The organism is Micromonospora hortensis, assembly GCF_022230935.1.
In the GTDB taxonomy this organism is placed as follows: domain Bacteria; phylum Actinomycetota; class Actinomycetes; order Mycobacteriales; family Micromonosporaceae; genus Micromonospora; species Micromonospora hortensis.
The window spans coordinates 21,564-35,352 of the sequence record NZ_JAKKFE010000034.1 but is presented as its reverse complement, the minus strand read 5'-3'; the positions used below and the strand labels follow the sequence as shown (position 1 = coordinate 35,352).

Annotated in this window: 12 protein-coding genes; 8 read left to right on the top strand and 4 right to left on the bottom strand. The window is 71.6% G+C overall.

The annotated features are described in order from the left end of the window. The first annotated feature begins 288 nt into the window (after positions 1-288). The 7 genes from NIE111_RS24195 (at position 289) to NIE111_RS24165 (ending at position 9,565) form a co-directional block, all read left to right on the top strand. A complete protein-coding gene (locus NIE111_RS24195; protein WP_210780790.1) occupies positions 289-894 on the top strand; it encodes a TetR/AcrR family transcriptional regulator in 606 nt (201 codons plus the stop codon). A 37-nt stretch (positions 895-931) separates the two neighbouring features. Further along, on the top strand, positions 932-1,729 hold the full coding sequence (locus NIE111_RS24190; protein ID WP_238686636.1) for a TIGR03084 family metal-binding protein: 798 nt from the start codon (positions 932-934) through the stop codon (positions 1,727-1,729). Continuing rightward, positions 1,726-3,402, top strand: coding sequence for an acyclic terpene utilization AtuA family protein (locus NIE111_RS24185; protein ID WP_238686635.1), 1,677 nt, complete (start codon positions 1,726-1,728; stop codon positions 3,400-3,402). Before NIE111_RS24190 ends, NIE111_RS24185 begins: the two co-directional genes overlap by 4 nt. Next, complete coding sequence (locus NIE111_RS24180; protein ID WP_238686634.1) at positions 3,399-4,595, top strand: acyl-CoA dehydrogenase family protein; 1,197 nt, start codon at positions 3,399-3,401, stop codon at positions 4,593-4,595. The genes NIE111_RS24185 and NIE111_RS24180 overlap by 4 nt, the downstream gene beginning before the upstream one ends. A 55-nt stretch (positions 4,596-4,650) precedes the next feature. Further along, positions 4,651-6,252 carry an acyl-CoA carboxylase subunit beta gene (locus tag NIE111_RS24175; RefSeq protein WP_238686633.1) on the top strand — a complete coding sequence of 534 codons (1,602 nt, stop codon included), beginning with the start codon at positions 4,651-4,653 and terminating at the stop codon, positions 6,250-6,252. A 128-nt stretch (positions 6,253-6,380) separates the two neighbouring features. Continuing rightward, on the top strand, positions 6,381-8,378 hold the full coding sequence (locus NIE111_RS24170; protein ID WP_238686632.1) for an acetyl/propionyl/methylcrotonyl-CoA carboxylase subunit alpha: 1,998 nt from the start codon (positions 6,381-6,383) through the stop codon (positions 8,376-8,378). After that, positions 8,375-9,565, top strand: coding sequence for an acyl-CoA dehydrogenase family protein (locus tag NIE111_RS24165; protein WP_238686631.1), 1,191 nt, complete (start codon positions 8,375-8,377; stop codon positions 9,563-9,565). Before NIE111_RS24170 ends, NIE111_RS24165 begins: the two co-directional genes overlap by 4 nt. 146 nt (positions 9,566-9,711) lie before the next feature. Here NIE111_RS24165 and NIE111_RS24160 read toward each other — a convergent pair whose 3' ends face one another. Both NIE111_RS24160 and NIE111_RS24155 read right to left on the bottom strand, forming a co-directional pair. Next, positions 9,712-10,725 carry a hypothetical protein gene (locus NIE111_RS24160; RefSeq protein WP_238686630.1) on the bottom strand — a complete coding sequence of 338 codons (1,014 nt, stop codon included), beginning with the start codon at positions 10,723-10,725 and terminating at the stop codon, positions 9,712-9,714. Continuing rightward, on the bottom strand, positions 10,722-11,069 hold the full coding sequence (locus NIE111_RS24155) for a PadR family transcriptional regulator (protein ID WP_124822727.1): 348 nt from the start codon (positions 11,067-11,069) through the stop codon (positions 10,722-10,724). The genes NIE111_RS24160 and NIE111_RS24155 overlap by 4 nt, the downstream gene beginning before the upstream one ends. 98 nt (positions 11,070-11,167) lie before the next feature. On the opposite strand from NIE111_RS24155, the gene NIE111_RS24150 reads away from it, so the two are divergent. Continuing rightward, positions 11,168-11,605: a DUF3592 domain-containing protein gene (locus NIE111_RS24150; RefSeq protein ID WP_238686629.1), complete on the top strand. Its 438-nt coding sequence runs from the start codon at positions 11,168-11,170 to the stop codon at positions 11,603-11,605. A 23-nt stretch (positions 11,606-11,628) separates the two neighbouring features. Here the strand turns inward: NIE111_RS24150 and NIE111_RS24145 are convergent, their stop codons facing one another. Both NIE111_RS24145 and NIE111_RS24140 read right to left on the bottom strand, forming a co-directional pair. Continuing rightward, positions 11,629-12,840: a hypothetical protein gene (locus NIE111_RS24145; RefSeq protein WP_238686628.1), complete on the bottom strand. Its 1,212-nt coding sequence runs from the start codon at positions 12,838-12,840 to the stop codon at positions 11,629-11,631. After that, on the bottom strand, positions 12,837-13,778 hold the full coding sequence (locus NIE111_RS24140) for a transporter substrate-binding domain-containing protein (RefSeq protein ID WP_238686627.1): 942 nt from the start codon (positions 13,776-13,778) through the stop codon (positions 12,837-12,839). Before NIE111_RS24140 ends, NIE111_RS24145 begins: the two co-directional genes overlap by 4 nt. Between the last annotated feature and the right edge of the window lie 11 nt (positions 13,779-13,789).

Sequence of the window (13,789 nt, the reverse complement as noted above, 5' to 3'; positions counted from 1 at the left end):
GGCGGCGGACGGGCGGCGGAATGCCACTCTGAGAGCCTTTGGAGCTGAATCGTTTGCGGCATCAGCCGTAGGTGATCGGCAGGCCGATGCTCGAACGAGGTCGACGGGCACGATCGACGGGCACGGTCGACGGGCGATTCGTTTGTGACATCAGCTCCATAGCGCGACGAGCCACCCATGCCGACCTCCCGCCCCGCCCCGCCTCACCCCACCGCGAGCCACCGGAGCGTCACCAGCTCAGAAAAAGTCAGTCTTGACTGTTTGTTTCGTAGGCAGCAGGCTGTCTCCGTGCCCACCTCATCGACGCGTGTCCCTCAGCAGGAACGCAGCCGCGCCACCCAGGCCCGGCTGCTGGAGGCGACAGTCGACTGCCTGATCGAGCACGGCTGGTCCGGCACCACGACCACAGTCGTCGCGGCGCGGGCCGGTGTTTCGCGCGGGGCACAGCTGCATCACTACCCGACGAAAGCGGCGCTGGTGACGGCCGCCGTGGCCCATCTGGCCGAGCGCCGGGCCGACGAGTTGCGCACCGAGGCCGAGGCGCTGCCGGCCGGCCCGCAGCGGTTGGACCGGGTCGTCGACCTGCTCGCCGTGGCGTTCACCGGGCCGCTGTTCGTGGCAGCGCTGGAGCTCTGGGTCGCCGCCCGCACCGATCGGGAGCTGCGGGACGCCCTGGTGCCGCTGGAGGCGACTGTCGGGCGGGAGATGCACCGGCTCACCGTCGCCCTGCTCGGTGTCGACGAGCGTCGACCCGGTGTCCGCGAAGCGGTGCAGGCCACGCTCGATCTGCTCCGTGGGCTCGGGGTGGCCAACCTGCTCAGCGACGACTCCGCCCGCCGGGCCGCCCTGTTGACCACCTGGAAGCGCCAGCTCGCCACCCTGCTCACGCCCTGACCGCCGGCCGCACCGGCCACCACCGACCGGAGGCACCATGGTCGACCTCAGCGACCTGCTCACGGACCTGGCCGACGAGTCCGCCCAATTGGACGCCCTGGTAGCGCCCCTGCCGGTGGCCGACTGGGCGAGGCCGACCCCCGCGCCGGGCTGGAGCGTCGGGCATCAGATCGCCCACCTCGCCTGGACCGACCACGTAGCGCTGTTGGCCGCGACCGACCCCGAGGCGTTCTACGCGACTGTCACCGCCGCGCCAGACGTGACCCGGCTCGTCGACGTCGGCGCCGAGGAGTTCCTCGCCCCGCCGGCCGAGCTGCTTGCCCGTTGGCGGGCCGGGCGCACCGCGCTCGTCGACGCACTGGCCGCCGTTCCGGCCGGTGGCAAACTGCCGTGGTACGGCACCCGGATGTCGGCCACCTCGATGGCCACCGCCCGGATCATGGAGACCTGGGCGCACGGCGCGGACGTGGCCGACGCCCTCGACGTGGTCCGCCCCGACAGCGACCGACTCCAGCACGTGGCGCACCTGGGCGTGCGTACCCTCGGGCACGGCTTCGCCGCGCACGGCCGGGAGGCACCGACGGCGCCGGTGCGGGTCGAGCTGGTCGGGCCCGACGGGGAGGCCTGGAGCTGGGGTCCGGCGGACGCCGCCGACCGGGTCAGCGGCCCGGCTCGGGACTTCTGCCTGCTGGTCACCCAGCGCCGACACCGCGCGGACCTCGCTCTGGTCGCCACCGGACCGGTCGCCGACGAGTGGCTCGACGTGGCGCAGGCCTTCGCCGGGCCGCCGGGTGAAGGCCGGCAGCCGGCCGGCGGGATCGGGGTACGGGCATGATCCGCATCGGCAACGCCTCCGGCTTCTACGGCGACCGGTTCACCGCCTGGCGGGAGATGCTCGACGGCGGTGAGCTGGACGTACTGACCGGCGACTACCTCGCCGAGTTGACCATGCTGATCCTCGCCCGGGATCGCCTGCGCGACCCCGACCTGGGCTACGCGAAGACGTTCCTGCGGCAACTGGAGACCTGCCTCGGCACCGCCCTCGACCGAGGGGTGCGGATCGTGACGAACGCCGGCGGGCTCAACCCGGCCGGCCTGGCCGCCTCGATCGAGAAGCTCGCCAACCGGCTCGGCCTGCCGACCCAGGTCGGGTACGTCGAGGGCGACACGATCCAGCGACCGGACGCGTTGAGCGCCAACGCCTACCTCGGCGCGTTCGGGATCGCCGCCTGCCTCGACGCCGGCGCGGACGTGGTGGTCACCGGCCGGGTCACCGACGCGTCGCTGGTGGTCGGCCCGGCCATCTCCCGGTACGGGTGGGGCCGCGACGACCTCGACGAGCTGGCCGGGGCCACCGTCGCGGGGCACCTCGTCGAGTGCGGCGCGCAGGTCACCGGCGGCAACTTCAGCTTCTTCACCGAGCTGCCCGACGGCGGTCATCGGCCCGGGTTCCCGATCGTCGAGGTGCACCCCGACGGCTCCTCGGTGGTCACCAAGCATCCGGGCACCGGCGGCGCGGTCACGGTGGAGACCGTCACCGCCCAACTGCTCTACGAGATCGGCGGGCCCGCGTACCTCGGGCCGGACGTGGTCACCCGACTGGACACTGTGACGCTGCACCCCGACGGGGCGGACCGGGTCCGGGTCGCAGGCGTACGGGGCACACCGCCACCGCCCACGCTCAAGGTGGGCGTCAACAACCTCGGTGGCTTCCGCAACTCGATGACGTTCGTTCTCTGCGGGCTTGACATCGAGGCGAAGGCGGCACTGGTCCGGGGGCAGGTCGAGGAGGCGGTGGGCAAGGACGGGCTGGAGTTCACGCTGGCCCGGACGGACCACCCGGACGCCGCCGACACCGAGGCGGCCAGCGCCCTGCTGCACGTACACCTGCGCGACGGCGACAAGGCGCGGGCCGGGCGGGCGTTCTCGGCCGCCGCTGTGGAGTTGGCCCTGGCCTCGTACCCGGGCTGCACGCTGACCACGGTGCCCGGTGACGCGACACCGTACGGCGTCTTCACCGCCGACGCCGTGCCGCAGGGCGCGGTGGCGCACGTGGCGGTGCTACCCGGTGGCGAGCGGGTGCCGATCGCCCCGCCGATCCGCACCGCCCCCACCTCGCCGGACGAGTCGGCCCCGGGTGGTGACCCGGCGGTCGACGGCCCTACCCGGCGCGGGGCGCTCGGCGAGGTGGTCGGCGCACGATCCGGGGACAAGGGCGGGGACGCCAACCTCGGTGTCTGGGCGCGTTCCGACGCCGGGTACGCGTGGCTGCGGACCTGGTTGACAGTCGAACGGCTGGCGGAGCTGGTGCCCGAGACCGCTCCGCTGTCGGTGCGGCGCTACGAGTTGTCCAACCTGCGCGCCGTCAACTTCGTGATCGAGGGCCTGCTCGGCGCCGGGGTGGCCGCGTCCACCCGGTTCGACCCGCAGGCCAAGGCACTCGGCGAGCTGCTGCGCGCCCGGATCGTCGACCTGCCGGCCGACCTTGCGACGGGGGGATCCCGATGAGCATCGTGGACACTCCGGAGCGCCGGCAACTACGCGAGCTGACCCGGGCGTTCGTGACCCGGGAGGTGTTGCCGCACCTGGACGACTGGGAGCGGGCCGGCGAAGTGCCTCGGGCGCTGCACGCGACCGCCGCGAAGCTCGGTCTGCTCGGCATCGGCTTCCCGGAGTCCGTCGGTGGCAGCGGCGGTGACCTGCTCGACTCAATCATCGTGACCGAGGAGCTGATCCGCTCCGGCGGCTCGTCCGGGCTGGTGGCGGCCCTGTTCACGCACGGGATCGCGTTGCCGCACATGGTCGCGGCGGCCGGTGCCCGCACCGGTGGCTCGCTGGGCGGCCGGCTCGGTGGCGTCTCGTCCCCGGCCGACGACAGCCTGATCGAGCGGTACGTGCGGCCCACGCTGTCCGGCACGATGATCGGCGCGCTGGCCATCACCGAGCCGGACGGCGGTTCGGACGTGGCCGGCATCCGCACGACCGCCCGCCGTGACGGCGACCACTACGTGGTGAACGGGTCGAAGACGTACATCACCAGCGGACACCGGGCCGACTTCGTGACCACCGCGGTGTGCACCGACTTCCCCGGCAGCGGTGAACTCACCCTGCTGGTCATCGACAAGGGATCGCCCGGGTTCACGGTGGGACGCCGGTTGGAGAAGCTGGGCTGGCACTGCTCGGACACCGCCGAGCTGTCCTTCGCGGACGTGCGGGTGCCGGTCGCCAACCGGATCGGCGCGGAGAACACCGGCTTCCTGGCGATCATGCAGCACTTCGCGGCGGAACGGCTGTCGCTGGCTACCCAGGCGTACGCGACAGCGCAGCGCTGCGTCGAGTTGGCGGTGCGCTGGTGCCGGGACCGGGAGACGTTCGGGCGTCCGCTGGCCAGCCGGCAGCTCATCCGGCACCGGTTGGCCGAGATGCACACCCGGGCCGAGGCGGCCCGGTCGTACGTGCACGGGGTCGCGGGTCGGGTGGCGGCTGGCGAGCCGGTGGTGACCGAGGTGGCGATGGCGAAGAACGTGGCGGTGGCCGCCTGCGACCACGTCGTCGACCAGGCGTTGCAGTTGCACGGCGGGTTCGGCTATCTGCGCGACGCCGAGGTGGAGCGGCACTACCGCGACGCGCGGATCCTCGGCATCGGTGGCGGCACCACCGAAATCATGAACGAGATCATCGCGAAAGGCATGGGCCTGTGAGCGCGAGGAGTGAGCCGGGTCTGCGAGCCCCGCAGTCGCGAACGAAGGAGGCACGGTGACCACACTGGACAGCGCAGTCGACCCGTCCGCGCCCTCGTACCTGGCGAACCGAGCGGCGTTGCTGGAGCGGTTGACCGAGTTGGACGCCGCGCTGGACCAGGCGCGGGCGGGTGGTGGCGACAAGTACGTGACCCGACACCACGCGCGCGGCAAGCTGCTCCCCCGGGAGCGGATCGAGCTGCTGGTGGACGCCGACAGCCCCTTCCTGGAGTTGTCGCCGGTCGCCGCGTACGGCTCGGACTTCCCGGTCGGGGCCAGCGTGGTCACCGGCATCGGGGTGGTCGAGGGCGTGGAGTGCCTGATCGTCGCCAACGACCCGACGGTACGCGGCGGCGCTGTCAACCCGTGGTCCCTCGCCAAGACCCGGCGGGCTGGCGAGATCGCCCTGGCCAACCGGCTGCCCATGGTCAATCTGGTGGAGTCGGCCGGGGCGGACCTGCCGACCCAGGCGGAGATCTTCATCCCCGGTGGTCGGGTGTTCCGTGACCTCACCCGGCTCTCGGCGGCCGGCATCCCCACTGTCAGCGTGGTCTTCGGCAACGCCACGGCCGGTGGCGCGTACGTGCCGGGGATGTCCGACCACGTGATCATGATTCGGGACCGGTCACAGGTCTACCTGGCCGGTCCGCCGCTGGTGAAGATGGCGACCGGCGAGGTCACCGACGACGAGTCGCTGGGTGGCGCGGCGATGCACGCCGGCACGTCCGGGCTCGCCGACTACCTGGCCGCCGACGAGCGGGACGGCATTCGGCTGGCCCGGCAGTGCGTCCGCCGACTGAACTGGCGCAAGCAGGGCCCGTCGCCGCGGACGGCGGTGCCGCAGCCACCGAAGTACGACCCGGAGGAGTTGCTCGGCATCACCAGCGCCGACCTGAAGGTGCCGTTCGACCCGCGGGAGGTGCTGGCCCGGATCCTGGACGGCAGCGACTTCGACGAGTTCAAGCCGGCGTACGGGGACGCGCTGGTCACCGGTTGGGGTGAGCTGCACGGTTACCCGGTGGGGGTGCTGGCGAACGCCCGAGGGGTGCTGTTCAGCGCTGAGGCGCAGAAGGCGGCCCAGTTCATCCAGCTCGCCAACGCCTCGAACACCCCGTTGATCTTCTTGCAGAACACCACCGGCTACATGGTGGGCACCGAGTACGAGCAGCGCGGCATCATCAAGCACGGCGCCCTGATGATCAACGCGGTGTCGAACTCGACGGTGCCGCACCTGACGGTGAACCTGGGCGCCTCCTACGGGGCGGGCAACTATGGCATGTGCGGCCGGGCGTACGAGCCGAGGTTCCTGTTCACCTGGCCGAACGCGAAGTCGGCGGTGATGGGCCCGGCGCAGCTCGCCGGGGTGCTGTCGATCGTGGCCCGGCAGGCGGCTGCCGCACGGGGGCGCGACTACGACGAGGATTCCGACGCGGCGATGCGTTTGATGGTCGAGCAGCAGATCGAGTCGCAGTCCGGCGCGCTCTTTCTCTCCGGCCGGCTCTACGACGACGGGGTGATCGACCCCCGGGACACCCGGACCGTCCTCGGGCTCTGCCTCTCGGCGATCCACAGCGGACCGGTGAAGGGCGCCGACGGTTTCGGCGTCTTCCGGATGTAGACCGTGAGCGCGAGGAACGCAGCGAAGCGGAGTCCCGCAGTCGCGAACAAAAGGCAGGCACCGTGAGCGCGAGGAACGCAGCGAAGCGGAGTCCCGCAGTCGCGAACGAAAGGCAGGCTCAGGGGACCATGATCAACAGACTGCTCGTGGCGAACCGGGGCGAGATCGCCCGTCGGGTCTTCGCCACCTGCCGGGCGATGGGCGTGGAGACGGTCGCCGTGCACTCGGACGCGGACGCCGACGCGCCGTTCGTGGCCGAGGCCGACCAGGCCGTACGCCTGCCGGGGAGTTCGCCGGCCGAGACGTACCTGCGGGTCGACCTGATCCTGGACGCGGCCCGCCGCAGCGGCGCGGACGCCGTCCATCCCGGCTACGGGTTCCTCGCCGAGAACGCCGAGTTCGCGGCGGCGGTGACCGACGCCGGTCTGACCTGGGTCGGGCCACCGGCCAAGGTGATCGCCGCCATGGGCGACAAGTTGGCGGCGAAGGCGTTGCTCGCCGAGGCGGGCGTGCCGATGCTGCCGAGTTGGACCGACACCGACGAGATCGTGGGCTTCCCGGTGCTGGTGAAGGCGTCCGCCGGCGGTGGTGGCCGGGGCATGCGGATCGTCCGGACCGTCGACGAACTGGCCGAGGCCGTCGCCTCCGCGCGCCGCGAGGCGGCTGCCGCGTTCGGCGACGGCACTGTCTTCATCGAGCGGTACGTCGAACGCGGCCGGCACGTCGAGGTGCAGATCTTCGGTGACGCCCATGGTCGAGTGGTGGCCCTGGGTGACCGGGAGTGCTCGATCCAGCGCCGGCACCAGAAGATCGTCGAGGAGGCGCCGGCGGTCGTTCCGGACCGGGTGCGGGCGGCGTTGCACGAGGCCGCGGTGGCCGCCGGACGTGCTGTCGACTACCTGGGCGCGGGCACTGTGGAGTTTCTGCTCGCCCCGGGTGGTGAGTTCTTCTTCCTGGAGATGAACACCCGACTCCAGGTGGAACATCCGGTCACCGAGTTGTGCACCGGGCTGGACCTGGTGGGGTTGCAACTGCTCGTCGCCGAGGGTGAGCCGCTGCCGGCGGTTCTGCCGGCGAGCACCGGGCACGCGGTCGAGGTACGCCTCTGCGCCGAGGACGCGGCTGCGGGTTGGCGGCCGGCCACCGGGACCCTGCACCGATTCAGCGTCGGCACGGTGGCGGCCGAGTTCGGTGGGCTGGCCGGGCCGGGTCTGCGGCTCGACTCGGGTGTGGTGGCGGGCTCGGTGGTCGGGGTGCACTACGACTCGATGCTCGCGAAGCTGATCGCCTGGGGTCGTACCCGCGCGGAGGCGACCCGGCTGTTGGCCGGTGCGCTGGCCCGGGCCGAGGTGCACGGGGTGACCACCAACCGGGATCTGCTGGTCCGGGTGCTGCGCAGCCCCGCGTTCGCCGCCGTGGAGATCGACACAGGTTTCCTGGACCGGCACCCGGAGGTCTTCGCCCCGATCCTCGCCGCCGACCGGCTGCCGATCACCGCCCTCGCCGCCGCGCTGGCGGGCGCCGCGCACCGGCGGGCGACCGCACCGGTGCTTCCCGGGCTTCCCTCCGGCTGGCGCAACGTGCCCGCCGTTCCCCAGACCACAGCCTTCGTCGGGCCGGACGGCGACGAGATCGAGATCCGCTACCGGTTGGACCGGGCCGGCCGGCTCGCCGACTGGTCCAGCACGTCGGCGGCCGAGGAGTCCGCCGAGCGGTCGACGGCACCCACAGTGGTGCTGGTCGAGGCCACCCCGGATCGGGTGGTGCTCGACGTCGACGGGGTTCGGCGCGCGTACCGCGTACACCGGGTGGGGTCCGCTGTCTTCGTGGACGGCCCGGACGGGGCGGCGAGCCTGGCCGAGTTGCCGCGTCTCCCGCTGCCCACAGCGGCGGTGGCGGCCGGGTCGCTGCTCGCGCCGCTGCCCGGCGTGGTGACCCGGGTACACGTTCAGGTCGGCCAGCGGGTCGCGGCCGGCGATCCGCTGCTCACGCTGGAAGCGATGAAGCTGGAACATCCCGTGCTCGCCCCGATCGACGGCGTGGTCGCCGAACTGCCGGTGCCGACCGGCGGTCAGGTGCAGACGGGCGCCGTGTTGGCCGTTGTCGACGAAAAGGACCCCCGATGACCTTCGACCTCACCCCCGAGCAGGACCAGTTGCGCGACGCCGTTCGGGCGTTGGGCCGCCGCTACGGTCACTCCTACTTCGTCGAGAAGGCGAGGGCCGGCGAACACACCACGGAACTGTGGGCGGAGGCCGGACGGCTCGGCTACCTGGGGGTCAACATCCCCACCGAGTACGGCGGCGGAGGCGGCGGCATCACCGAGCTGGCCATCGTCTGCGAGGAGTTGGCGGCGGCGGGTTGCCCGCTGCTGCTGCTGGTGGTCTCCCCCGCCATCGCGGCTACGGTGCTCAGTCGGCACGGCACCGAGGAGCAGCGTAAGCGGCACCTGCCGGGCCTCGCCGATGGCTCCCAGAAGATCGTTTTCGCGATCACCGAGCCGGAGGCCGGTTCCAACTTCCACCGGCTCGGCACTGTGGCTCGCCGCGACGGCGACGGCTGGCTGCTCAACGGCCGCAAGTGCTACATCTCCGGCGTCGACGAGGCCGGTCACGTGCTGGTGGTGGCCCGTGTCGCCGTCGATGACGGCCCAGCCGGTTCAGCGGATGCGTCTCCGCAGAAGCTCAAGCCGGCGCTGTTCCTGGTGCCTACCGACGCGGCCGGGCTGACCCGGTCCAAGCTGGACATGGAGATCGTGTCCCCGGAGAACCAGTTCCTGCTCTACCTGGACGACGTGCGGGTGCCCGCCGACGCGCTGCTCGGTGAGTCACTGGACGCCGGGCTGCCGGCGCTCTTCGCCGGGCTCAACCCGGAGCGGATCACGGTGGCCGCGATGGGCGCCGGCACCGGCCGGTACGCCATCGAGCGGGCCAGTGAGTACACCGCCACCCGCAAGGTCTGGGGTGGTCGGAGCATCGGCTCCCACCAGGGGGTGTCTCATCCGCTGGCACACGCGGCGGTGCAGGTGGAGCTGGCCCGCCTCATGATTCAGAAGGCTGCCACCCTGTACGACGCCGGCCGCGACCTGGAGGCCGGGGTCGCCGGCAACATGGCCAAGTACGCGGCCGGGGAGGCCGCCGCGCTCGCCGTGGACACCGCTGTGCAGGTGCTCGGCGGGGCCGGCATGACCACCGAGTACGGGGTGGCGACCCTGCTCGGCGCCGTCCGGGCCGGCCGGATCGCCCCGGTCAGCCGCGAGATGATCCTCAACTTCGTGGCCCAACACGTCCTCGGCCAGGACAAGTCGTACTGACGCCCGCCGACGGGCGGGCCGAGCCACCCCGCCCGTCCGTTGATCGACTCGGCTTCCTGGATTCCGGGGTGTCCGAGAGCCAGTGACACCCCGATTTTCAGGAAGCCGAGTCGATCAGCCGCTCGGCCACGTGACGCGCGGCCTCCTCACGCGCCCTGTGTGCCCGAGCGCTCCCGCTGGTGCAGGATCGCCACGGCCACCGCGAAGAGCAGCGCGGGCGCCAGCACCAGGGTCAGCCACTGCGCCAGGGTGAGCGCATCGAGGACACCGTCGTGGGTGGAACGCTCCAGGAACGTCCCCGTGGTGCCGAGCCCCACGCGGGTGAGCACCAACGTGACGCCCACCGGAACCACAAGCGCGAGCAGGCGTCGCCGCAACACCGCCGGCGTCGACAGGATGACAAGGGCGAAGAGCAGGTATCCCGCCGTCAGCAGGACTGCCTCGATCCGGCCGACACCGACGGTGAAGATCCACGTGCCGTAGATGGGAGCCGTCGCGTTATCAGCACCAGTCACCTGGGCGATGCTCGGAGCACCGACGCTGATTAGCGTCGCCGCCGCCAGCGTGCCGAGGCGCCAGCGCGCGAGGGAAGCCGTGGCGGAACGGGGAGCACGGACGGCGAGCACCAGCGGAACCATCGCGGCGAGCACGGCGGGCCAGAGATTGCGCACCGTGGAATATTGCCCGTAATCCTCGGCGACCCGCACCACCTCGAACACCGCGCAACAGACGGCGATCGCGGCGGCTGCCCGGCCCCACCCGAACACGGCCGACACCGCCACGGTGAGCCACAGCAGCGCCACGAAACCGACCGGCCAGAGGACGAACGGTTCTCCCAACCCCTCGGGATAGCCGTCCGCGAACATGGCGAGGTGCAGCACCGGAACGCGCGCATCCCGCACGAACAACATCAACGCGGCGATCAGGCCGAGCGCCTGCGCCGCCTCCCGCCACGCATCGCCCGAGAATCGCGCACCAGCCTGGCGGACATGCGCCCGGAGCGCCCCGCCGAGCAGGGCGAGCACGTCCCGCGCCGCCGGCCTGCGTTGGCCCGGGGCCGCGTCGTCCAGCAGCACGCCGATCATCTCGTCCTCGTACTGCCGGCGGTAGGCGCGGGGATAACAGGCCATCAGCAGTCGGTAGGTGCGGTCCAACGTCATGCCGCACCGCCGTCGAAGATGAGACCGGCACGGCGCAGTCGCACGCTCGCCGCGTCGGCGTTGCTGCGCAGACGCGCGGATTCCTCAGCCAGGCGACGCGCCCCCGGCGCGGTGAGTCGGTAGTACCTGCGCAACCTGGACTGCACCTGCTCCTCACGCTCGATGTCGACGAGACCGTCGGTCCGCAGCCGGTCCAGGGCTGCGTAGAGGGTGCCGGCGCGCAGGTCGACGCGCCCGTCGGAGATTCGGCGGACCTCGTCGAGGAGCGCGTACCCGTGCCGTGGGGCCTCGACGAGCGCGGTGAGGATCAGGTAGGTGGACTCGTGCATGGAAGCCTTCGCCATCGCCGCAGCATATACCGTCCGACTGTATATACGGCAGCAGATGCCGCCACGATTCGCGTCGTGTTTACCGGCCCGCCCCGCCGGAGATGGGGAGCGGCATGGATCTACTGCGAACCCGTCGCCCGCCGGCGCCACTGTTCGCCGGGCTCGGCCTCGTCGTCGTCGTCGGCTTCGCCATCGCCGCCTGGACGGTGTGGAGCAACGACCAGGCGCTGCAGGAGCGCGGGGTGGAGGCCACCGCCCAGGTCGTCAAGGTCAACAAAGGCCGCATCCACGTCGAGTTCGAGACCGCGGACGGGCGGCGGGCGCAGACGCTTGTCGGTCAGGGCGACGAGCCACCCGGTGCCGCTCCGGCGATGGGCGACGAGATCCCGATCGTCTACGACCCGCAGGACCCGGAGGCGGAGGTGGCCGACCGCCGCGCCCCCCACAACCACCGCATCGCCTATTTGCTCGCCGGCGTCGCGGCCTTCGGCGCGGTCAGCGTGCCACCGGCCACCGTCGCACTCGTGCGGGCCAACCGTCGGGCACGGTAGGCGCTGCGCTTGTCAGTTGGGCGTCAGGCCGGGGTACGGCAGGCGGCGTCGATGCGGTGGACCGGGCGGACCCGACGGCCCATGCCCTCCAACAGCGAATCCTCGACGTGGAAGTCGTGAATGCGCAGTTGGTGGCGGGGCAGTTCTTCCTCGCTCGGGCACAGCACCTGGGCGCGGACCAGGCCGACCGGGACGTACCGGACGCCACCCCGTTCCTGAAGGATCACCATGTTGACGTCGTCGGTGGTGACCACGTGCCCGCGGACGTCCTCGGTGGGCCCACTCTCCGGGCCCACAGTGGTGACGGTCAGCGGCAATACCGGCGTGGTGATCACCGGCACGGCTGCCCAGATCAGGGTGGCGAGCACCGCCACCTCGGTCACCGACGCCAGCGGCCGGATCACCATGCCCGGCAGCGGCCCCGCGACGAAGAGCGCCAGCAGCGGGGGCACCACGATGAGCGCCAGCACCAGCCACTCGTCGCCCTGCCGCATCGCGTCGCGCATCGTGGGCAGCATCAGCCAGCCGTACCCGGCGAGCAGCGCGCCGATCAGCAGCAGCCGAGGCGCCACCCGCTCGTGCAGCCGCCCCGGGCGCAGTTGGAACGCGGCCACGAACGCCGGCAACAGCAACGGCAGATAGAGCAACGGCCAGGTGATCACGGCGAGCAGGAAGCTGGCCAGCACCACCCAGGCCGGGGTGATGTCGGCCCAGCGGGCGAAGAGCGGGCGGCGACGGGTGCCCGGCGGAAGTCGATCCGCGCTGACGGCCAGCACGGCGCCGAGCGCGAAGATGGCCACCAGCCCGGTGGAGAGCAGCCGGGCCGCCGTGGTCAGAAACCCGGCGAGCAGGTTGACCGGCCCGACGTTGGCCACCAGCAGCAGCGTGGTCTGGAGCTCCCCGCCGGCCTCCACGCCGAGGCGGAGCACCGAGAAGATCGCCGGTACGCCCACCACTGCCGTCCAGAAAGACTGGCTGGCGCGGGCGCGCCGCTCCGCCGGATCCCAGCGGACCCGTCCCGGCTCAACGTCGGCGACGATCGGCTCGGCCGGTTCGGCGACCGGCACTCCGGCCGGCCAGGCAACGTCACCTCCTGCGCCAGCCGCTGGACGATCGACCGCCGCCGGTACTGCGGCCGTACCGTCGATTGCCGGCGCGGCGTCGCCGTGGGGCACTGACGTGCGGGGCGGCGGGACCGGCCCGTCGCCGCTGGTGGCGGTCGGCGCCGCGCTCACTTCGCGGGCGCCTTGTCGTCGAAGTCGACGAGCTTCGGCACCTCCAAGGGCTGCGGCTGGCGCTTCTCGGCCTTCAGCCAGGGGCCCAGGGTCCGGTTGTACGCGGTCTGCCAGGGGCTGGCATCTCCGTCGCGGCCCTGCACGTAGCTCTTCTGCAGGAAGAACGCGACCAGATCGCGCAACGCGGGATCACCGATCGGCACGCCGATGCCCAGCAACTCGCTGGTGCCGAACGGCATGTCCACGATCTCGAACTCCTTGGGAAAGCTGGCCAGGAAGCCGGCGAGGATCGACTCGTCGGAGCTGACCGCGTCGTACCGGCCCTTCCGGATGCCATCGACGCAGTCGCCGACGTCCTTGACCACGAACGTCTTGACCTGGTGCTTCTCCAACTCGGCCTCGGTGGTGGAGCCGCCGCTGGTGCAGACCTTGTACGCCGGGTCGCGCAGATCCTCAATGGTGCGGATCTCGTCCTTGAGTCGAACCGGCACCATCACCTCCTGCGTGGTGACGAAGTACGGCCCGGCGAAGCTGACCAGCTGCTTACGGTCTTCCGTCATGGAGAAGCTGGAGACCACCAGGTCGACGGTGCCGCCCTGCAGCGACGGGATGCGATCCTCGGTGGCGACCGACACGAACTCCAGCCGCTGTTCCCCCTCGTAGCCGAGGGAGGCCGCGACGTACCGGGCGATCTCGACGTCGAACCCGACGTGCTGGCCGTTTCGCAACTCACCCATCAGCGGCTCGTTGGTGGCGACACCGATCCGCAGCTTCGACTGACCGAAGATGTGCGTCTCGCGCATCTTCTCCTGCACCGAGGGCAGCTCCGGTTCCTTCCGACTGTCGCAACCGGCCGCGGCGGCGAGCACGAGGGTGAGAGCGACCGCCAGCGTCGACGCGATCGAGCGGAGCCGGGACTGCGAACTGCCTGAGTTCATGGGCGACCTCG

Excerpts from the sequence above, each read along its gene's own strand:
- NIE111_RS24190 (WP_238686636.1), top strand. The coding sequence starts at position 932 with ATGGTCGACCTCAGCGACCTGCTCACGGACCTGGCCGACGAGTCCGCC.
- NIE111_RS24170 (WP_238686632.1), top strand. The coding sequence starts at position 6,381 with ATGATCAACAGACTGCTCGTGGCGAACCGGGGCGAGATCGCCCGTCGG.
- NIE111_RS24150 (WP_238686629.1), top strand. The coding sequence starts at position 11,168 with ATGGATCTACTGCGAACCCGTCGCCCGCCGGCGCCACTGTTCGCCGGG.
- NIE111_RS24185 (WP_238686635.1), top strand. The coding sequence starts at position 1,726 with ATGATCCGCATCGGCAACGCCTCCGGCTTCTACGGCGACCGGTTCACC.
- NIE111_RS24180 (WP_238686634.1), top strand. The coding sequence starts at position 3,399 with ATGAGCATCGTGGACACTCCGGAGCGCCGGCAACTACGCGAGCTGACC.
- NIE111_RS24140 (WP_238686627.1), bottom strand. The coding sequence starts at position 13,778 with ATGAACTCAGGCAGTTCGCAGTCCCGGCTCCGCTCGATCGCGTCGACG.
- NIE111_RS24165 (WP_238686631.1), top strand. The coding sequence starts at position 8,375 with ATGACCTTCGACCTCACCCCCGAGCAGGACCAGTTGCGCGACGCCGTT.
- NIE111_RS24155 (WP_124822727.1), bottom strand. The coding sequence starts at position 11,069 with ATGGCGAAGGCTTCCATGCACGAGTCCACCTACCTGATCCTCACCGCG.
- NIE111_RS24160 (WP_238686630.1), bottom strand. The coding sequence starts at position 10,725 with ATGACGTTGGACCGCACCTACCGACTGCTGATGGCCTGTTATCCCCGC.